At 64.9% G+C, this 19,128-nt stretch carries 22 protein-coding genes; 12 read left to right on the plus strand and 10 right to left on the minus strand.

Features of this window, described 5'->3' with window-relative positions:
* The first annotated feature begins 133 nt into the window (after nucleotides 1-133).
* Together HU729_RS14520 and HU729_RS14525 are read left to right on the plus strand one after the other, a co-directional pair.
* Nucleotides 134-820 carry an N-acetyltransferase gene (locus HU729_RS14520; RefSeq protein WP_186710684.1) on the plus strand — a complete coding sequence of 229 codons (687 nt, stop codon included), beginning with the start codon at nucleotides 134-136 and terminating at the stop codon, nucleotides 818-820.
* Nucleotides 821-910: 90 nt separating this feature from the next.
* The gene (locus HU729_RS14525) at nucleotides 911-1,819 is read left to right on the plus strand and encodes an alpha/beta fold hydrolase (protein ID WP_186667713.1); all 909 of its coding nucleotides are present in this window, start codon (nucleotides 911-913) and stop codon (nucleotides 1,817-1,819) included.
* 19 nt (nucleotides 1,820-1,838) lie between these two features.
* Here HU729_RS14525 and chrA read toward each other — a convergent pair whose 3' ends face one another.
* The 5 genes from chrA to HU729_RS14550 form a co-directional block, all read right to left on the minus strand.
* Entirely contained in the window at nucleotides 1,839-3,155 is a 1,317-nt protein-coding gene (gene chrA, locus HU729_RS14530; protein WP_238348377.1) for a chromate efflux transporter, read from the minus strand.
* A gap of 137 nt (nucleotides 3,156-3,292) precedes the next feature.
* Nucleotides 3,293-3,634, minus strand: a complete 342-nt coding sequence (locus HU729_RS14535; protein WP_186667715.1) for a HopJ type III effector protein — start codon at nucleotides 3,632-3,634, stop codon at nucleotides 3,293-3,295.
* Nucleotides 3,627-3,923 (minus strand): DUF1244 domain-containing protein, encoded by a 297-nt coding sequence (locus HU729_RS14540; RefSeq protein WP_186667717.1) that lies wholly within the window; start codon nucleotides 3,921-3,923, stop codon nucleotides 3,627-3,629. Before HU729_RS14540 ends, HU729_RS14535 begins: the two co-directional genes overlap by 8 nt.
* A 9-nt stretch (nucleotides 3,924-3,932) precedes the next feature.
* Nucleotides 3,933-4,667, minus strand: coding sequence for a dihydromonapterin reductase (gene folM, locus HU729_RS14545; RefSeq protein WP_186667719.1), 735 nt, complete (start codon nucleotides 4,665-4,667; stop codon nucleotides 3,933-3,935).
* Between the two features lie 32 nt (nucleotides 4,668-4,699).
* Nucleotides 4,700-5,272, minus strand: a complete 573-nt coding sequence (locus HU729_RS14550; RefSeq protein WP_186667721.1) for an antibiotic biosynthesis monooxygenase — start codon at nucleotides 5,270-5,272, stop codon at nucleotides 4,700-4,702.
* Nucleotides 5,273-5,486: 214 nt separating this feature from the next.
* On the opposite strand from HU729_RS14550, the gene HU729_RS14555 reads away from it, so the two are divergent.
* Entirely contained in the window at nucleotides 5,487-6,428 is a 942-nt protein-coding gene (locus tag HU729_RS14555) for a MerR family transcriptional regulator (RefSeq protein ID WP_186710685.1), read from the plus strand.
* Here the strand turns inward: HU729_RS14555 and HU729_RS14560 are convergent.
* Nucleotides 6,413-7,030 carry a hypothetical protein gene (locus HU729_RS14560; RefSeq protein ID WP_186710686.1) on the minus strand — a complete coding sequence of 206 codons (618 nt, stop codon included), beginning with the start codon at nucleotides 7,028-7,030 and terminating at the stop codon, nucleotides 6,413-6,415. The two genes, HU729_RS14555 and HU729_RS14560, sit on opposite strands and share 16 nt — an antisense overlap.
* A 73-nt stretch (nucleotides 7,031-7,103) precedes the next feature.
* Entirely contained in the window at nucleotides 7,104-7,535 is a 432-nt protein-coding gene (locus HU729_RS14565; RefSeq protein ID WP_186667727.1) for a PAS domain S-box protein, read from the minus strand.
* 92 nt (nucleotides 7,536-7,627) lie between these two features.
* On the opposite strand from HU729_RS14565, the gene HU729_RS14570 reads away from it, so the two are divergent.
* Nucleotides 7,628-8,083 (plus strand): flavodoxin, encoded by a 456-nt coding sequence (locus tag HU729_RS14570; protein WP_186667728.1) that lies wholly within the window; start codon nucleotides 7,628-7,630, stop codon nucleotides 8,081-8,083.
* Between the two features lie 44 nt (nucleotides 8,084-8,127).
* Here the strand turns inward: HU729_RS14570 and HU729_RS14575 are convergent, their stop codons facing one another.
* On the minus strand, nucleotides 8,128-9,012 hold the full coding sequence (locus HU729_RS14575; RefSeq protein WP_186710687.1) for a LysR family transcriptional regulator: 885 nt from the start codon (nucleotides 9,010-9,012) through the stop codon (nucleotides 8,128-8,130).
* 96 nt (nucleotides 9,013-9,108) lie between these two features.
* On the opposite strand from HU729_RS14575, the gene HU729_RS14580 reads away from it, so the two are divergent.
* The 4 genes from HU729_RS14580 (at nucleotide 9,109) to HU729_RS14595 (ending at nucleotide 12,286) form a co-directional block, all read left to right on the plus strand.
* Nucleotides 9,109-9,495 carry a CidA/LrgA family protein gene (locus HU729_RS14580; RefSeq protein WP_186667732.1) on the plus strand — a complete coding sequence of 129 codons (387 nt, stop codon included), beginning with the start codon at nucleotides 9,109-9,111 and terminating at the stop codon, nucleotides 9,493-9,495.
* Nucleotides 9,485-10,171: an LrgB family protein gene (locus HU729_RS14585; protein WP_186667734.1), complete on the plus strand. Its 687-nt coding sequence runs from the start codon at nucleotides 9,485-9,487 to the stop codon at nucleotides 10,169-10,171. Before HU729_RS14580 ends, HU729_RS14585 begins: the two co-directional genes overlap by 11 nt.
* A gap of 176 nt (nucleotides 10,172-10,347) precedes the next feature.
* The gene (locus HU729_RS14590) at nucleotides 10,348-11,253 is read left to right on the plus strand and encodes an alpha/beta hydrolase (RefSeq protein ID WP_186667736.1); all 906 of its coding nucleotides are present in this window, start codon (nucleotides 10,348-10,350) and stop codon (nucleotides 11,251-11,253) included.
* Nucleotides 11,254-11,371: 118 nt separating this feature from the next.
* Complete coding sequence (locus HU729_RS14595) at nucleotides 11,372-12,286, plus strand: SDR family oxidoreductase (protein ID WP_186667738.1); 915 nt, start codon at nucleotides 11,372-11,374, stop codon at nucleotides 12,284-12,286.
* Nucleotides 12,287-12,556: 270 nt separating this feature from the next.
* Here the strand turns inward: HU729_RS14595 and HU729_RS14600 are convergent, their stop codons facing one another.
* On the minus strand, nucleotides 12,557-13,333 hold the full coding sequence (locus tag HU729_RS14600) for an IclR family transcriptional regulator (protein WP_186667740.1): 777 nt from the start codon (nucleotides 13,331-13,333) through the stop codon (nucleotides 12,557-12,559).
* Nucleotides 13,334-13,532: 199 nt separating this feature from the next.
* Between HU729_RS14600 and hmgA the strand changes: the two genes are divergently transcribed.
* The 4 genes from hmgA to HU729_RS14620 are packed head-to-tail and all read left to right on the plus strand — an operon-like array spanning nucleotide 13,533 to nucleotide 18,185.
* The gene (hmgA, locus tag HU729_RS14605; RefSeq protein WP_186710688.1) at nucleotides 13,533-14,834 is read left to right on the plus strand and encodes a homogentisate 1,2-dioxygenase; all 1,302 of its coding nucleotides are present in this window, start codon (nucleotides 13,533-13,535) and stop codon (nucleotides 14,832-14,834) included.
* Between the two features lie 3 nt (nucleotides 14,835-14,837).
* Nucleotides 14,838-16,130, plus strand: a complete 1,293-nt coding sequence (gene fahA, locus HU729_RS14610; protein WP_186710689.1) for a fumarylacetoacetase — start codon at nucleotides 14,838-14,840, stop codon at nucleotides 16,128-16,130.
* A 12-nt stretch (nucleotides 16,131-16,142) separates the two neighbouring features.
* Complete coding sequence (gene maiA / locus HU729_RS14615) at nucleotides 16,143-16,769, plus strand: maleylacetoacetate isomerase (RefSeq protein WP_186667746.1); 627 nt, start codon at nucleotides 16,143-16,145, stop codon at nucleotides 16,767-16,769.
* Nucleotides 16,770-16,826: 57 nt separating this feature from the next.
* Entirely contained in the window at nucleotides 16,827-18,185 is a 1,359-nt protein-coding gene (locus HU729_RS14620) for an aromatic acid/H+ symport family MFS transporter (RefSeq protein WP_186710690.1), read from the plus strand.
* Nucleotides 18,186-18,313: 128 nt separating this feature from the next.
* Here the strand turns inward: HU729_RS14620 and HU729_RS14625 are convergent, their stop codons facing one another.
* Complete coding sequence (locus HU729_RS14625) at nucleotides 18,314-19,120, minus strand: tetratricopeptide repeat protein (RefSeq protein WP_186710692.1); 807 nt, start codon at nucleotides 19,118-19,120, stop codon at nucleotides 18,314-18,316.
* Between the last annotated feature and the right edge of the window lie 8 nt (nucleotides 19,121-19,128).

Here is a 19,128-nt window from a genome sequence, read left to right on the forward strand (position 1 = left end):
GGGGGGGGTTCCCTCCGGGGCCTTGTTAACATTCTGCAACAAATCCTCCTCTGGCCCTTTGCCATGGCCACTTTCTCCCTGATCTATACAGCAGCTATTGGTCCGGCAATTTCGCCTGGGCCGGGGAGGCAGCATGCGCGTATTGCAAAAACTACAAGAACGGATCCGCCAGAAGGGGCTCAAGCGTACCTTCAAGACCCTTGTCGAACGCTACGTATTCTTCCACTGGGAATTGCTGTGGATGGAGCGCGACCTGGTCACCCCCGTGCCGCCCCACAAACTCAAGGAACATCCGCCGGTGACCCTGGTGGATATCACCACCGCCAATGCCGACGCCTTTGCGCGCTATTTCGGCGACCGTGTCGAAACCATGCGCGAACTCGCTGCCGAAGGCCATACCGGGCACATGTACCTGGATGAGCACGGCGATGCGGTGGCCTTCATCTGGGCGAGCGTGGTCGACTACCATGACAAGCACTATTACGGCTGTACCTTCCCGGTGAAGCCCGGCGAGTTCTTCGAGTTCGGCGGCGAGATGACCCGGCGCTACTTTGGCAGCGAGCTGTCGGTTACCGCTCAGGTCGAGTTGTGGAACACCATGCATGCCAAGGGCTGCCGCAAGGTGGTGGATGTGGTGGAGACGCATAACGTGCCGGCCATGAAGCTGCACCTGCGCATGGGCTATCACGAGCAAGGGCGGGTGATGCATGTGTATGGCCTGTTCGGGCGCTGGAAGCTGTTCCGCGAAACGCGTTATCACGGTTCGCGCCTGGAGGTGCTGCGCAAGCCTGGCGTGGCGCGGGCGTTGTCGACCACCTGAGGCAGGTACAGCCAGCGAAAAATTTGCTAGCGTGGGCGGATGACAAAAAACGCCGCCCGCCTCCCGGCGCGACGGCGCAGGGAGCCCGCCATGAGCAGCCTGACCCAACCTGCGACTGCCTTTCGCCATCAAGCCGCCGACGGCTACAGCCTCGGCGGTTTCCAGTGGCGCCACGCCGAACCCGACCCCCAGCGCCCGCTGGTGATCATCAATGCGGCCACCTCGGTGCGCTGCCGCTATTACGCTCGCTTTGCCGATTACCTGTTCGCCCACGGCTTCGACGTGCTGAGCTACGACTACCGTGGCATCGGCGAGTCTCGCCCGGCATCGTTGCGCGGTTTCCAGGCGTCGTGGAGCGACTGGGGCTGCCTGGACTTCGAAGCTATCCTGCAACGCGCCGCCAGCGAATTCCCCGGGCAGCCGGTGAATGTGGTGGGGCACAGCTTCGGTGGCTGGGCAACTGGCCTGGCGCCGTCGGCCGGGCAGGTGCGGCGGCTGGTGATGGTCGGCGCACAGTTTGCCTACTGGCGTGACTATGCGGCCGAAGGCCGCTGGCGGATGGTGGGCAAGTGGCATGTGGTGATGCCATTGCTGACCCGGCTACTGGGCTATTTCCCCGGCAAGCGCCTGGGCTGGATGGAGGACACGCCGGCCGGGGTGGTGCGTGACTGGAGCACGCCGGCGCCGCGCTACGAGCAGCGTCCCAGTGGACGGCTGCTGCAGGCGCGTCCTTTCGCCCAGGTCCAGGCTGCGGCCCTGGCGGTGAGCCTGAGCGACGATCCTTTCGGCACTGTGGCGGCGACGGATCGCTTGCTGGGCTACCTGGAGCACGCCCAACCTCGCCACCTGCGCGTGGCACCTGTGGATATCGGTGAGCAGGAGGTCGGACATTTCGCGTTCTTCCATGATCGCTTTCGGGCAAGCCTGTGGCCGATTGCGTTGGAGTGGTTGCGCGAGGGTGTGCTGTCGGAGCGGATACCGGGGCAGCGCATGAGGTGATGGGGGCTGTGTCGACCTCTTAGAGCACATGCCCATACAACACCACCAGTAATCCCGCCAGGGCGCAGGCGATCAACACTTCCAGCACACTGCGACGCAACACCAGCAGCCCCGCCGCCGCCAGCAGCGCGATCCCCAGTGCCAGCCCGTCGATCCCTTCGGCGAATCCGTGCGGCCAGAACACGTGATAGGCGAAGAACAACGCCAGATTCAGGATCACCCCCACCACTGCGGCGCTGATTGCCGTCAGCGGAGCGGTGAAGCGCAGTTGCCTGCGTGTGCGCTCCACCAAGGGCGCGCCGATCAGGATGAACAGGAACGATGGCAGGAAGGTGAACCAGGTGACCAGGCATGCCGCCAGGGCGCCAGCCACGAACGCCTGGTCGGCACCGAACTGGGCCTGCACATAACCGCCGACGAAGCCGACGAACGCCACCAGCATGATCAGCGGCCCGGGTGTGCTTTCGCCCAATGCCAGGCCGTCGATCATCTGCGTGGGCGTCAGCCAGCCGTAATGATCGACAGCCCCCTGATACACGTAGGGCAGCACTGCGTAGGCACCGCCGAAGGTGAGCAGCGCGGCTTTGGTGAAGAACCATGCCATCTGGGTGAAGGTGCCTTGCCAGCCGAACAGCAGCGTCAGTGCGGCCATCGGCAGACACCACAGCGCTGCACCGCAGGCCAGCAGTCCGAACAGGCGCGGCCAGTGCAGGCGGGTATGGGCGGCCTGGGCCAGCGGGGCTTCGGCGATGGAGTCTTCAGTGTTGGCGCGACCGGTCTGGAACAACTGCGGCCGCCGGCGCCCGCCCAAATAGCCGACCAGCCCCGCGCCCAGCACGATCAGCGGAAACGGCAGCCCCAGCCCGAACAGGGCGACGAAGGCTGCCAGAGCGATGCCCCACAATGCAGCGTTGTGCAGCACCCGGGAGCCGATGCGCCAGGTCGCCTGCACGACGATGGCGGTGATCGCAGGCTTGAGGCCGTAGAACAGGCCGGCGACCAGAGGTTGCTGCCCCTGGGTGATATAGACCCAGGACAGTCCGATCAGAATGAACAACGAGGGCAGGATGAACAGTGTCCCGGCGATGATCCCGCCCCAGGTGCGGTGCATCAGCCAGCCGAGGTAGGTGGCCAGTTGCTGGGCCTCGGGCCCAGGCAGCAACATGCAGTAGTTCAAGGCGTGGAGAAACCGCGACTCACTGAGCCAGCGACGGCGTTCGACGATTTCCCGGTGCATCAGGGCGATCTGCCCGGCCGGGCCGCCGAATCCGATGAAACCGAGCTTGAGCCAGAACAGCATGGCCTGACGGAAAGGGATACTGTGTTCTGGAGGCATTCGGGCGAGTCCTTCTGGCTGGAAAAGGGCAGTCGGCGACATCATGTCGGGCGCCGCTTTGCGGCCCATCGCGACACTAGGCCGCGCCTGCACCGAATACCTGCAGGAGCGGCCTTGGTGCCGCGAACAGCCTTGCCTCAGGCGTTGCGGGTCAGCGGCTGCTCGGCAAACTTCACGCCGGCCAGGCCGTGCTTGATCAGCGCGCGGATATTGCCATGGTCGCTGCCCTCGGGGGTGGCGAGCACGCTGCGGTAGTGTTCGCCAAAGGCCAGCAGCGCTTCCTGATCGCTCAGACCTTCCAGCAGGGCCAGGCCCAGGGTCTTGCACGACCCCTCGTTCTGCCCGGCAGCGTTTTCCACGCCGCCGTTGTTGAAGGCCTGGGGCTGGTAGCTGTAGTTGGCGGCAATGAAGCCCAGGGTGTCGGCAAACACGTGTTCGCCGCTGGCGAGGCTGCTGCGCAGGGTGTTCAGGTCAGTCACGGGGTTTTCCTTGTTCGAACGCCGCTTGCTGTTCGGCGCTGGCTTCTTTCTGGTATTGGGCTTTCCACTCGGCGTAGGGCATGCCGTACACCGCTTCGCGGGCATCGTCGAGGCTCAGCTCGACCTGGCGCTCGTCGGCGGCGGCCTTGTACCACTTGGACAGGCAGTTGCGGCAGAAGCCGGAGAGGTTCATCAGGTCGATGTTCTGCACGTCGGTACGCTTTTGCAGGTGTTCGACCAGGCGCCGGAACGCGGCGGCTTCGAGTTCGAGCTGTTGTTGCTCAGTCATGGGCTTACCTCAGGTCATGCGGTTCTTCAGATGGCGGCCACCGTTGATGACCACCTGGCTGCCGGTGCTGTACTGGCTTTGCAGCAGGAACATCACCGCTTCGATCAGCGGCTGTGCACCCGGTTCGAATTCCAGCAGGGCCTTTTTCAGGGTCTGCCGGCGGTACTGTTCGTCGCCGCCTTCCTTAAGGATCAGCAGGCCCGGCAGGATACCGTTGACACGCACCTTGGGCGCGTATTTTTCGGCGAAAGACAGCACCATGTTCTGCAGCGCGGCCTTGGTTGCGGCGTAGCCGATATGGCTCTTGCTGCCGCGCGAGGAGGTTTCGTCGCAGATGTGGATGATGTCGGCCTTCTCGACCTTGGCCAGGTGCTCGCCCAGCGCCAGGTTGAGGTGGTAGGGCGCCTCGACGTGCAGGCGGAACATGGTTTCGAGGCTCTGCAGGTCGTCGTCCAGCCACAGCGAGGCGTTGTGGATGATTGCGCGCAGCCCGTCGTAGTTGTGCTGCAGGTGTTCGATCAGCGCCAGGCGGTCGGCCTCGCGGGTGAGGTCGGCCTGGAACTGGATGATGTTCGGGTGTGCGGCCTGCGCATGAAGGCTGCGGCTGGCGCTGACCACCTGATGGCCGGCCTTGGCCAGGGCCAGGGCCAGGGCCAGCCCGACGCGCTGGCTGGCTCCGGTGATGAGGATGGGGCTGTTCATGTTCGGGGCAGTCTGTTCGTCTGTTCGTTCGTGCCCCAGCATACCCGAACTGCGCAGGCTTGCGTGCCCGCTCCTCAGCGGCTGCGCAACCCTTCGCGGCGCTGTGACGCCGTGCGTGCCGAGGGATTGAGCCAGCCGGCCAGCAGGCGGGTGGACAACGGAATGAACAGGTAGACCATCAGCGGCGTCAGCACCAGGGTGCTCAGCAGTACCCGGGGCAGCAGGTCCAGCGGTGCCAGCCAGTGACCGAACAACAGGTTGAACAGCAGCGACACCGGGAAGAACGCCAGCCAGATGGCGGTAGCCTGCTTCCAGCGCGGCGGTTTATGCACCGTTTCGGTGCCGAACCAGGCGTCGATGCCGCTGACGCGCCGCTCTTCGGGGCGCTCGAACAGGCCGTCGCCACGCTGCAACCAGGCGCGTCGCGAGGCGGAATGTTCCCAGGCGTGCAGGGTCGGTTCGTCGTTGAAACGGAAGATGATCTGGAAGGCGTCGCTGTCGGCCGGCGGCGCGAGGATGCCCGAGCCCAGGTAGCCGGGGAAGTCGGTGGCCAGCTGCTCGCCTTCATGGAGCCAGGCCAGCAGGTCCTGGTAGCGTCCATTGGCGGCGCGGCGCGACACCATCAGGGTGACGGGTGCGGTAGACATCGTGTATCTCCTTACGACGGGGCTGGCGGGTAGCCGGCCCCTTGGCCTGTGCCCGGGGTGGTGGGCGACGCAGGCGTGGATGCAAGAATCGGGCGCGGATTATCGCGTAAATTTCGTGACCGGTCAGTGTCGTGATCGAGCCGTTACGCTGACCCCTGGCCGATCCCGGCGTAGAATGGCCACCACGAATCTACGAGACAGAGTTGCCACTCTCATGAAAGAGCCACAAGCGAGTGCCCTGATCGAAAATGGGCTGGTGGGTCAGGAGCTGTTTCCGATCCGCGAAGTGTCGCGCCTGACTGGCGTCAATCCGGTGACCCTGCGCGCCTGGGAGCGCCGCTACGGGCTGATTCAGCCGACCCGCACCGAGAGTGGCCATCGTCTCTATTCGCAGGCCGACATCGACGCCATCGAGAGCATCCTGGGTTGGCTGCGCCGTGGTGTCGCGGTGAGCAAGGTCGGCAGTATCCTGGCGCGTAGCCAGGTGCCGGCGGAGGGGGCCTGGGCCGGAAGCACGGTTGGCGACCGCTCACGCTGGCAGGCCCAGGTGCGCGAGGCCGTGCGCCAGTTCGATGCTGCGCAGTTGGGGCGGTTGTTCGAGCAGGTGTTTGCCAGCCATGCCCTGGAGCAGGTCTTCGGCGAGGTGTTCATGCCGGTATGGCAGGCCCTGCGCGCCGGCCAGGCGGGGTATGGGCAGGCCAGCGAGTGGCTGTTCCTCGATCAGTTCCTGCGCGCGCGGGTGCTGTTGCGCCTGCAACTGGCGCGCGAGCCCAAGCGCCGTCGGATCCTGCTGTCACCGTTGTCGGCACAGGGCCAGGAGCTCGAATTGCTGGTGGCGGGGCTGCTGCTGAGCAGTGACGAGGTGACGGTCACGGTGCTGGCGCCAGGGCAGCCTGTCGAAGAGCTGGCGTTGGTCTGCGAGCGGTTGGCGCCGGATGCGCTGGTGCTGTTCGACAACCATCGCCCGGCCAGCGACCTGGACAAGCGCCTGGCGCGTCTGGCGCAGCGGGTGAACTGCCCGCTGCTGCTGGCGGGCGAGGCTGCCGAAATGGCCCAGGACAGTCTCGAGGGCGGGCCGGTGGGCTGCCTGGGCGCCCAGGCCTTTTTGATGAAGCAGCGGTTGCGCCAGTTCCTCGCCGGTCAGATCGAGACCTGAGCGTGCAACTCTGGGTGCGCCTGGCGGTGGGCCTGGAGAATGTACTCACGCAGCCGGTCGATTTCCTCGTCCGGGCTGTGGCTGAGGTCGTAGGCCGCCAGGTCCGGGCCGATGCGGCGGCGCAGTGTGCCGTGCAGTTCGATCGGCTCGATGCCCGGTGGAGCGAAGAACAGCTCGAAGTGGCTGGGTGCCTGGGCCTGGCCGTTCACTTGCAGCAGTACCCCTTTGAACGAGATATCGCGCACCCACAGCTCGCTCTGCGTGCCGCGGGCGTCGGCCAGTGCCGCCGGCTGGTCCAGCGACAGGCGCCAGGGCCGCAGCATCGGGCCGTCTTCGTAGATTTCCGGTGAGCCCAGTTGCAGGTGCAGGGCGTGAAACTCGTCTTCGACCAGTTGCAGGGGAATGCTGATCTGCTGGTTGTTGAATTGCGCCTGCAGCGTGACCTGCTCGTTGGCCACCAGGCGGGTGAGCAATTGCTGCAGACGACGATCGCCATTGACCAGCAGGCTCGAGGTGGGATCGGCCAGGTTCAATTGGGGCGTATGCTGCATGTCCTGAATGAAATCCAGCTCATCCTGAGTAAGGAGGGCGTCTGCTTGCATGATCGGACTCGGGTCGGGCGTCGTCGGTGGGTTCTTCATTGCCATGGACTGTGCCCGGGGCGTTTGGTTCAGGTCATTGGACGGATGGTTGCCCGCCCAGTCGGGTGTGTGCGTCGGCCAGCTCGCGTTCGAGTTCGACCTGACGGCTGACATCCTTCTGGATGCCGATGAAATAGGTGCGTTGATCAGCCTCGTTGTACACCGGGGTGATCGACAGTTCGTTCCAGAACCCGCTGCCGTCCTTGCGGTAGTTGCGCAGTACCTCGCGACACGGCCGACCTTCGGCCAGAGCCTTGCGGATACGGGCGCGACCCAACTGGTCGCGATGGTCGCCCTGGAGGAAGCGGCAGTCCTGGTAGAGGATCTCGTCGCGCGCGTAGCCGGTGAGGCGTTCGAAGGCCGCGTTCACGTAGATCAGGATGGTGTCGTCACCTTCCTGCTCGGCGACCACGATGCCGTCGTTCGACGCGTCGATCATGGCGTGCAGCAGTTGCGCGTTGATCATGTTCCTGGCCATGGGAGTCAAGTGGAGCGGCCTTTTGCCACTGTCGAATGGTAGTATCCTACGTTTTCACTCAGTTTCGGAATCCTCTCCTGATGAAAGTCGCCATTATTTCAGGCTCGGTCTATGGCACCGCCGAAGAAGTCGCCCGTCATGCCGAATCCTTGCTCAAGGCTGCCGGGTTCGAAGCCTGGCATGCGGCGCGTGCCACCCTCGACGATCTGCGCGGTTTTGCCCCCCAGGCGCTGCTGGCGGTGACCTCGACCACCGGGATGGGTGAGCTGCCCGACAACCTTATGCCGCTGTACAGCACGATTCGCGATACGCTGCCGGGCGAGTGGCGCGGTTTGCCGGGCGCGGTGCTGGCCCTGGGCGATTCGAGCTATGGCGACACCTACTGCGGCGGGGGCGAGCAGATGCGCGAGCTGTTTGCCGAACTGGGCGTGCAGGAAGTGCAGCCGATGCTGCGACTGGATGCCAGCGAGACCGTCACCCCGGAAACGGACGCCGAGCCCTGGCTGGCAGAGCTGGTGCAACGGCTCAAGGGGTAAGCCCCGGGTTCTGCGCGATCGTTTCGTGAGCGGCGATTCGCCGCTCACTCTCCCTTTCGCTCCCGCACCAACGCCAGCCACGCCTGTGCCGCTCGCGACAGGTACGCCCCGCGCCGCCAGATGAAGGCGATGTCCCAGCGTAGATGATCCGGCTCCACCAGCGGCACCCTCACCACACCATCACGCTCCAGCCCACGTGCCACCACGCTGGGCAGCAGCACCACGCCCTGTCCGGCGGCCACCAGCGCGGTGAGGAAATCCGCCTGGCCGCTGCGCCCTCCTTCCTTCGGGGTGAAGCCGGCCTGTTCGCAGGCGCTGAGCAGTTTGTCGTTGAGCATGAAGCTGCGGTGATACAGCAGGAACGGCGTATCGGCCAGTTGGCGCAGGCTCACGCCGTCGCGTTCGGCCAACGGATGATTGTCGGGAAGCAACGCATCGAGCGGTTCGTTGCAGAACGGTTGGTAGTCGAAGGCCGGGTCGCTCGGGGTGACACTGCCACCAAGTTCGAGTTCGCCACTTCTGACGCCCTGTTCGACGATCCGGCTGCCGCCTTCAACCAGGTGAACGCTGATGTTCGGATAGCGCTGCCGATATTCGGCGAACAGGCTAGCGAACAGGGCTTCCCCGCCGACCACCGGCAAACCCAGGCGCAGTTCGCCACGGGCCATCTGGCTCAGGTCGTCGAGCTCGGCCAGCAACTCATGGCGCTGGCGCAGCAAGGCTTCGCCGCGTTCGAGCACGATGCGTCCGGCAGCAGTGAGGTGTAATTGCGAGCTCTGGCGCTCGAGCAGGAGCTGGCCGAGGTCTTCCTCGAGCTGGGCCACCTGCTTGCTTACCGCCGACTGGCTGATGTGCAGCGTCTGTGCGGCCTGGGTGAAACCGCCCCGGTGAACCACTTCGATAAAGCTGCGCAGCTGCTTGAATTCCATTGCGTGAATTCCAGATTGGAATGGATGACAGTCTAACAATTCGCTTTTGGCCTTGGCAGCGGCTTTTTAAAATGGGGCATCCCGAGGAAACCCATCATGAAAGCCACCGTATCGAATGCGTTGCCCCGCCTGCTCGCCGAGCTGTGCGCGCTGTTTGTCCTGTACTTCGTGGGCGGTCAACTCGTCGCCTGGCTCGGCTGGCCGATCCCGGCCGGAGTCATGGGCATGGCGCTGTTGCTGATGCTGTTTGCCGTGGGGGCCTTGAAGCCCGGAACCTTGCAACGTGGCGCCGGTTGGCTGATGGCGCAGATGCTGCTGTTTTTCATCCCGGCGCTGATGAGCCTGCTCGATTACGGCAGCCTGATGCGCAGCGAGGGGTGGCGCATCCTGCTGGTGATCGCCCTGAGCACCCTGGTGGTGATGGTGGTCACGGCGCTCACGGTCGAACTGGTCTGCCGCTGGAGCCTGCGCCATGAAGCTTGAACCCATGTCGCTGTTCTGGCTTGCGCTGACAGTGGCGGCCTACCTGTTCAGCCGCTGGCTGTATGGGCGCACTGGCCGTTATCTGCTGTCGCCGCTGGTGCTGGTCCCGGCGCTGCTGCTGGCGGTGGCGATTCCGCTGCACACCGCCTACGCCGAATATGCTCGCAACACACATTGGCTGATCGGTGTGCTGGGGCCGGTGACCGTGGCCTTCGCCGTGCCGATCTGGCAGCAGCGGGCGATGCTGGCACGACATTGGCCGGCGCTGTTGCTGGGGATGCTGGCGGGCAGCCTGGCGTCGATCTCCAGTTCCTGGGGGCTGGCGCACCTGCTGGCGCTGGATGAGTCGGTCAGCCTGTCACTGGTGCCGCGCTCGATCACCACGCCGTTCGCCATGCCGCTGGCCCACGACCTGGGCGGCGTGCCCGAGCTGACGGCGGTGTTCGTGATGTTCACCGGTGTGCTGGGGGCGGTGTTCGGCGGCCTGCTGTTGCGCGTGCTGCCGTTGCGTACGTCACTGGCGCGCGGCGCACTGTTTGGTGTCGGTGCCCATGGCGCCGGGGTCAGCCGCGCCCATGAAGTGGGCGGGGAGGAGGGCTCGGTGGCGGGGCTGGTGATGGTGCTGACCGGCCTGCTCAACCTGTTCGCCGCGCCATTGCTCGCCTGCCTGCTATGACCGTTCGTGCCAGTGTCCTGCAAGGTCATCAAGCTGGCTGCCAAGGTAAGTTCCGCCATTCAAGGCGCTGACTAGACTCAGCCTCGACACAGAGAGCACATGCAAGTGCCGAGGTGACATGCAATGAACGCAGCCTTGCCCTATACCGTCAACACCTGATCAGCGGGACGATTCCGATGCCTTTGGCCGAAATTCCATTGTGCGTCTGGCGTACCCGGGGACAGAGTTTTTCCTTCCGGGGCCAGAGCATCCGTTACTGGACAGCGGGGCAAGGAGAGCCCTTGCTGCTGTTACATGGCTTCCCAACCGCCAGCTGGGACTGGCACTACCTGTGGGCGCCCTTGGCGCAGCGCTTTCGCGTGGTGGCCTGCGACATGCTTGGCTTCGGCGACTCGGCCAAGCCTGCCGACCACGAGTACAGCCTGATGGAGCAGGCCGATCTGCAACAGGCGCTGCTCAAGCACCTGAGGATCGAACGGCCGGTGCACCTGCTGGCCCACGACTACGGTGGCAGCGTCGCCCAGGAGTTGCTCGCGCGTCATCACGAAGGACGCGCCGACATCGCCAGTTGTGTCTTTCTCAACAGTGCGCTGTTCCCCGAGCTGTGTCCGTTGCTGCTGGTGCAGAAACTGTTGCTCAGCCCGCTGGGCTGGCTGGTGGCGCGTTCGTTCGGGCGTGACGACCTGGTGCGCAATGTCAGCCAGGTCTATGGCCCTTGCACCCACCCCAGCGAAAGCGCGCTGGACGATTGCTGGAGCCTGATGGTGTCGAACCGCGGGACGCGCATCCTGCACAAGTTGATGGCCTATGTGCCGGAGCGGCAGGCACAGCGACAACGCTGGGTCGGTGCACTGCAGGCGGAGGGGGTGCCGTTGCGCCTGATCAATGGTGCGGTCGACCCGCTGTCGGGTGCGCACATGGTCGAGCGCTACCGGCAACTGGTGCCTGATCCCGATACCGTGGTGCTGCAGGGGATCGGCCACTATCCGCACACCGAAGCGCCGGTGCAGGTGCTGCGTCATTACCTGGCGTTTCGCGAGCAGCCCCTGCGCTATATACCGCAGCGGGTTGCCTGGTCCTGAGCGCGGCGATCATCGCCCTGTGTTATCGCCTGCCATTCAGCGTCACTGCGCTTGATTGTCCGCTGCCGATGGCTGTCGGACACTCCAGGTATCCCAACCCTTGCCTGGAGCCTTGAGCATGAGCGAGCCGGTAAATCTGCAAGACCGCGTAGTGATCGTCACGGGGGCCGGCGGTGGCCTGGGCCGGGCCCACGCGCTGCTGTTCGCGGCCCGTGGTGCACGTGTGGTGGTCAACGACCTGGGCGGCTCGACCCATGGCGAAGGCGCCAGCGCCTCGGCGGCCGACCGGGTGGTGGAGGAGATCCGCGCCGCTGGCGGCACGGCGGTGGCCAACCATGACTCGGTGGCCGAGGGGGCGCGTATCGTCGAGCAGGCGCTGGACAGTTTCGGGCGGGTCGATGTGCTGGTGAACAACGCCGGCATCCTGCGCGACAAGACCTTCCACAAGATGGACGACGCCGATTGGGACCAGGTCTACCGGGTTCATGTCGAAGGTGCCTACAAGGTGACCCATGCCGCCTGGCCGCACCTGCGCGAGCAGAACTGGGGACGGGTGATCTTTACTGCCTCCACCTCCGGCATCTACGGCAATTTCGGCCAGGCCAACTATGGCATGGCCAAGCTCGGCCTCTACGGGCTGACCCGCACCCTGGCCATCGAAGGCCGCAAGCATGGGATTCTGGTCAACGCCATTGCGCCCACTGGGGGCACGCGCATGACCGAAGGCCTGATTCCGCCGCAGGTGTTCGAGCGTCTCAAGCCTGAACTGATCAGCCCGGTGGTGGTGTACCTGGGCAGCGATCAATGCGAGGACACGGGGCAGTTGTATGAAGTGGGTGGGGGCTGGGTTGGCAAGGTTCGCTGGGAAAGAAGCCTTGGTGTCGGATTTGATCCGATCACCGGCTTCACGCCTGAACAGGTGGCCGAGCAGTGGGGGCAGATCGGCGACTTCGAGGGGGCGATTCATCCACAGGATACGTTGCAGGCCTTGCAGCAGATGATGGCGAATCTGCAGAAGCATCCGCAGGGGTAGCGTGCTTCGGGCGCAAAAAAAAGGCCGCTGCACAGGCAGCGGCCAATCGAGACGTCAGATCAAGGAGCTTCAAAATCAACGTCGTTCACACGTGGCGGCCCGAACGACGGGGGAGTGCCTTTCGCGCCAGCCAGTGAAGACAGAATAAGCCTCTGATCCCACGGGAAAAATAGCCCTGGGTGACATTCACCTTTACGTTTCGGGTAAAAGTGCCCCAAAAACAGCCATGCCGCATCACGACAGTGCGGGGCCTTGAAACCCCGGCCCGGCTCAGGCTTCGTAGCCCATCCGCCAACTGACAGTCTGCGCCGCGGTCAGCAACTGCCGCGCGGCCGGGCCATCTTCATCGGCATGGAAGATCGACGTCGGGCCAACGACCGTCATCACCGCTGCAATCTGGCCCATGGCGTTGAACACCGGCGCCGACAAGGCATCCACCCCCGGCATCAGCAAACCGTGAACATGGTGCAATCCGCGTGTGCGGATCTGCGTCAACAGGTCCATGTAGTCCTCGACCCGTTGCCCCCGTGCGGCCAGTTCTCGGTCGCGCAACTCGATGGTTTCCCGCTCTGGCAGATGGGCGGCGAATACCAGCCCGGTGGAGGAACTCAGCAGGGGCAGCACCGAGCCGATCTGGGTCACCACCGTCACGGCGCGCACCGCAGGCTCGATGTTCACCACGGTTGCACCCTGGTTACCCCACACAGCGATGAAGCAGCTCTCGTTGAGCGCGTCGCGCAATTGCGACAGCGGCAGGGCAGCGACCTTCAGCACATCGATGCTGCCCAGCGCCGCCATCCCCACGCGCAAGGCTTCGCGCCCGAGCCCGTAGTGATTGGTCGCCGCATCCTGCTCGGCGAAACCGCTGGCGATCAAGGCCTGCAGGTAGCGATGGACCTTGCTGGCGGGCATCTGCACATGTTCGGCCAGGCGCGACAGCGAGGTGGAGGGCGACAGTTCGGCCAGCGCCTTGAGGATGTCAGTGCCGACTTCAGCGGAACGGACCTTCTGTTTGCTGTTGTCAACTGCGGTTTTGTCTCTGGACATCGTAAGACGCTTCCGGAATTCATTCTGGCCGACTTTATAGCTTGACGCCCCTTACCGAGCAAATTACGTTATTCGTAATCGGATTACGATAAATATAAATTCAGATGCGCTGTGTATCCCCTGGCAGTGGTCGGTCCGTCCGCCGATTCGGGGCTGCAGCTCTCTGCCATCAACGGCTCCACCGAGCCCGGAGGCCCCGATGACCCGCGACACCTCCCCCGAACTCAGCTACTTGAGCGGCTTCGGCAACGAATTCGCCAGCGAAGCCTTGCCCGGCGCGCTGCCGGTCGGGCAGAACTCGCCACAGAAAGCACCCTATGGGCTGTACGCCGAGTTGCTGTCAGGCACCGCCTTCACCATGGCGCGCAGCGAACTGCGCCGCACCTGGCTGTACCGTATCCGCCCCTCCGCGTTGCACCCGCGCTTCGAGCGCCTGGCGCGTCAGCCACTGGTCGGCCCGCTCGCTGCGGCGAACCCCAATCGCCTGCGCTGGAACCCGCAGCCAATCCCGTCCGAACCGACCGACTTCATCGAGGGCTGGTTGCCCATGGTGGCCAATGCGGCCGCTGACAAACCGGCCGGGGTGAGCATCTATATCTACCGCGCCAATCGCTCCATGGAGCGGGTGTTCTTCAACGCCGACGGCGAGTTGCTGCTGGTGCCACAGCAGGGGCGGCTGCGCATTGCCACCGAACTGGGCGTGTTGCAGGTCGAGCCGCTGGAGATCGCGGTGATTCCACGTGGCATGAAGTTCCGTGTCGAGCTGCCTGACGGCCAGGCGCGCGGCTATATCGCCGAGAACCACGGCGCGCCATTGCGCCTCCCGGACCTGGGGCCGATCGGCAGCAACGGCCTGGCCAACCCGCGGGACTTCCTCACTCCCGTTGCGCATTACGAAGAAGCCCGTGGCCCGGTGCAGCTGGTGCAGAAGTTCCTCGGCGAGCACTGGGCCTGCCAACTGCAGCATTCGCCGCTGGATGTAGTGGCCTGGCACGGCAGCAACGTGCCGTACAAGTACGACCTGCGCCGCTTCAACACCCTCGGCACGGTCAGCTTCGACCACCCGGACCCGTCGATCTTCACCGTGCTGACCTCACCCACCAGCGTGCACGGCCTGGCCAACATGGACTTCGTGATCTTCCCGCCGCGCTGGATGGTGGCCGAGAACACCTTCCGTCCCCCATGGTTCCACCGCAACTTGATGAACGAGTTCATGGGTCTGATCGACGGCGCCTACGATGCCAAGGCCGAGGGCTTCCTGCCTGGTGGCGCGTCGCTGCACGGGGTGATGAGCGCCCACGGGCCGGACGCCGAAACCTGCGACAAGGCGATCGCCGCCGAGCTGGCGCCACACAAGATCGACCACACCATGGCCTTCATGTTCGAGACCAGCCAGGTGCTGCGCCCGAGCCAGCAGGCCCTCGAGAGCCCGCAACTGCAGGCCGACTACGACAGTTGCTGGGCAACGCTGCCGAGCACCTTCAATCCGAACCGGAGATGACCGATGAACCAGACCGCCACTGCCCGTAGCTGGGTCGAACACGCCAACGGGCACCGCGATTTCCCGCTGCAGAACCTGCCGCTGGGCATCTTCAGTCGTCCGGGCCAGGCGCCGCGCTGCGGCGTGGCCATCGGCGACGCCATCCTCGACCTGGAAGCCGCGCTTGCCGCCGGTGTGTTCGAGGGGGTGGCCAAGGCTGCTGTCGAGGCCACTCGCGGCGGCGCCCTGAACGCCTTCTTCGCCCTCGGCCGTCCGGCCCGGGTGGCCCTGCGCGAGCGCTTGCTGGTTGTACTCGGCGAGCACAGCGAGCATCAGGCCGTGTTGCAAGCGGCACTGTATCCTGCTGGCGAATGCACCTTGCACCTGCCGGCCCGGGTCGGTGACTACACGGACTTCTACGTCGGTATCGAGCACGCCAAGAACGTCGGCAAGCTGTTCCGTCCTGACAATCCACTGCTGCCCAACTACAAGCACGTGCCGATCGGCTACCACGGCCGTGCCTCGACCTTGCGCCCGTCCGGCACCGACGTGCGCCGCCCCAAGGGCCAGACGCTCCCGGCCGGGCAGACCGAGCCGAGTTTCGGCCCATGCGCGCGGCTGGACTACGAACTCGAGTTGGGCATCTGGATCGGCCAGGGCAATGACATGGGGCAGCCGATCGCAATCGGTGATGCGGCCGAGCACGTGGCTGGCTTCTGCCTGCTCAACGACTGGTCGGCGCGCGATATCCAGGCCTGGGAGTACCAGCCGCTGGGGCCGTTCCTGTCCAAGAGCTTCATCACCAGCGTCTCGCCCTGGGTGGTGACCGCCGAGGCGCTGGAGCCGTTCCGCTGTGCGCAACCGGCACGTCCGGAAGGCGATCCGCAACCCCTGTCTTACCTGCTCGACCAGCGCGACCAGGCCGGCGGCGCCTTCGATATCGAACTGGAAGTGCTGTTGCTGACCGAGCGCATGCGTGACGAAGGCTTGCCGGCGCACCGCCTCACACTGAGCAACACCCGCAGCATGTACTGGACCGTGGCACAGATGGTCGCCCACCACAGTGTCAACGGCTGCCAGTTGCAAGCCGGTGACCTGTTCGGTTCGGGCACCTTGTCCGGGGCCGTGCCGGGCTCGTTCGGCAGCCTGCTGGAGATCACCGAAGGCGGCAAGCAACCGGTGCAACTGGCCAATGGTGAGGTGCGCAAGTTCCTCGAGGACGGCGACGAAATCATCCTGCGGGCGCGTTGCGTGCGCGATGGCGTGGCCAGCATCGGTTTCGGCGAATGCCGTGGCACGGTGGTCGGGGCCAACTGAGAGGGCAGGGCGATGGAGCTGTTCACCTACTTCCGTTCCACCTCTTCTTACCGGGTGCGCATCGCCTTGGCGCTCAAGGGCCTGGATTATCAGGCCCGGCCAGTCAACCTGCTCAAGGGCGAGCACCGTGCTGCGGATTACCTGGCGCTCAACCCCCAGGGGCGGGTACCGGCCCTGCGCACGGACAGCGGCGAATTGCTGGTGCAGTCACCAGCGATCATCGAATACCTGGAAGAGCGCTTCCCGGGCACGCCGCTGTTGCCCCAGGGCGAGCAGGCCCGCGCGCGGGTGCGCGGCGTTGCGGCGATCATCGGTTGCGACGTGCACCCATTGCACAACGTCAGCGTGCTCAACCAGTTGCGCCAACTGGGGCACGATGAAACCCAGGTCAATCAGTGGATCGCCCACTGGATCGGCCAGGGGCTGGCGGCGGTGGAGCAACTGATCGGCGATCAGGGCTTCTGCTTTGGCGATACGCCGGGGTTGGCGGATGTGTACCTGCTGCCGCAGGTGTACGCGGCCGAGCGGTTCAATGTGGACCTGGAGGGTTACCCGCGCATTCGCCGGGTCGCCGCCCTGGCTGGGGAGCATCCAGCCTTCGTCAAGGCACACCCGGCGAACCAGCCGGATACGCCCTGACCACCGGGCCGGCATTGCCCCCGCACCTCTACAACAAAAACAACCAGGTACCTTGCGATGCACAACCAGATAGCCAGCTTTCGCGCGGCCCTCGATGGGCGTCCTGTGTCCTCCTACCAGTGGCGCCTGCTGGCGCTGCTGATCCTGTTGCTGGTGACCGACGGCTATGACGCCCAGGTGCTGGGCTACGTGATTCCGGCCCTGGCCCAGGACTGGGGCCTGGAGAAGGCAGCGTTCGGGCCGGTGTTCAGCGCCAACCTGCTGGGGCTGACACTGGGCTCGCTGGCCGTCACCCCGTTGGCCGATCGCTTCGGCGTGCGCAGGGTGCTGCTCTGGTGCGTACTGCTGTACGCGAGCCTGACCCTGCTGATGGTGTTTTCCACATCGCTGAACAGCCTGATGCTGGCGCGCTTTCTGTGCGGGATCGGCATGGGCGGGGCGATGCCCAGTGCGATGGCGCTGATGGCCGATTATGCACCGCCGCGCCTGCGCACCTTGATGGTGACCCTCGCGGCCTGCGGCTTCTCCCTCGGCGGCGCGGCGGGGGGCTTCGTCGCGGCAGGCTTCATCGACAGGTTCGGCTGGGAGGCGGTGTTTCTTGCCGGTGGCGTGGCGCCGCTGCTGCTGTTCCCCTTCCTGGTGATGTTCCTGCCCGAGTCCTTGCCGCGCCTGTTGCGCGATGCGCCTCCCTACGCCCGTCTGCAACGCCTGGCTGCGCGCATGCTACCCGGCTGGCAAGTACCTGCGGCACAGGGTGCGGTGGATGAACCGGCGGCAGACAAACTGACCGTGTTGGGCTTGTTCCGCGATGGCTTCGCCCGGCCGACGCTGCTCATCTGGGGCACCTTCTTCGTCAGCCTGATCCTGCTCTACTTCATGATCAGCTGGTTGCCGTCGCTGTTGCTGGAGAGCGGGCTGGCGCTCAAGCATGCCAACCTGGTGACCTCGCTGTTCCTGTTCGCCGGGACCTTCGGCGCGATATGCCTGGCCTGGTGCGCCGATCGCATGGTCAACAAGGTCAGGCTGCTGGCGGCGGTCCTGTTGGGCGCTGCGGTCTTCAGCGTGCTGGTCGGGCTGAACCACGCCGATCCGCGCTGGTTGGTGCCGAGCGTGTTCGCTGCAGGCTTCTGCATCATTGGCGGGCAACTGACGCTCAATGCCTTCGTCAGCAACTTCTACCCGGCTCAGGTTCGGGCGACCGGCACCGGCTGGGCGTTGGGCGTCGGGCGTTTCGGTTCGATCCTCGGGCCGTTGTTCGGCAGCCTGCTGCTGGCCATGCACATGCCGGTGGAGTGGATTTTCTTCTTCTGCGCGATTCCGGCAGTCATCGCGGCGCTGCTGATCAGCCAGGTGCGTGCGCCGGGCAAGCAGGCCGATACGCAGGCGGCCAAGGTCGATGCGCTAGGCTCTGTATGAAAAACCTTGATACTCGGTGATGCTGCGTTGAAAACAGCCTCGGAATGCTCATTTACAACCCGTAAACTCCGCTTCCTCGGCTGTTTTCGCCTTGCCTGACCTTCGTCTCAAGGCTTTTCATACAGACCCTAGTGGATTGAACGGTTTGTCGAAGGCAACTGGGCGAGGCGCTCGCCCAGCTTGAGGCGCTGCACCGGATCGTCGCTCAACAGCAATGCGTGCTCCAGGTCGAAGCGCTCGGCCTGGGGGCAGTCCAGGTGCTGGTAGAGGGTGGCGCGGGCCAGATAGTCGGCGACCTGCACTGGCCCTAGTTGCATCACCCGTTCAGCGTCGATCAGCGCAGCCAGGTCGTTGTCGTTGCTGCTGTGCAGCTGGCGCAGGTTGCGCGACAGGCGCTGTAGCATCTGCATCGGGCTGGCGCTATGCAGGTGTTCGGCGGTCAGGGTCATGTGCGGGCCGTACTGGCGGTTGAGTAGTTCGCGGCAATCCGCGGGGTACAGGCGTCGACCGCCGCAGGGGTCGAGCAGATGATCGGCGCCGGGCACGCGCAACAGGAAATGGCCAGGAAAGTTCACCCCCTCCAGTGGGATCGACAGGCGCTGCGCCATCTCCAACGCCAGGATCGCCAGCAGCAACGGCTGGCCTCGACGGCGTTGCAGCACCTTGTCCATCAATGCTGCTTGCGGACGTAGCGGGTGGTATTCGTCCTGCTGGAAGCCCAGGGCATTGAGTTGGCGCAGCAATGGCTGGGCGAGTTCGCCGACGGGAAGCATCGGCAGGCGCGCGTTGATTTCTCGATGCAGGTCGTGCAACTGCGCGAGGTTGGCGGCGGGATCGACCTCGCGGTCATGCTCGGCGGCGATCCAGAGGGTGGCTTCCAGCAGGGCGACCGGGGTGCGGTCGAGGCAGGCCAGGCAGGCTTTACGTGGGTTCATCGGACTTC

Source organism: Pseudomonas sp. RW10S2 (assembly GCF_014268985.1).
Taxonomy (GTDB): domain Bacteria; phylum Pseudomonadota; class Gammaproteobacteria; order Pseudomonadales; family Pseudomonadaceae; genus Aquipseudomonas; species Aquipseudomonas wayambapalatensis.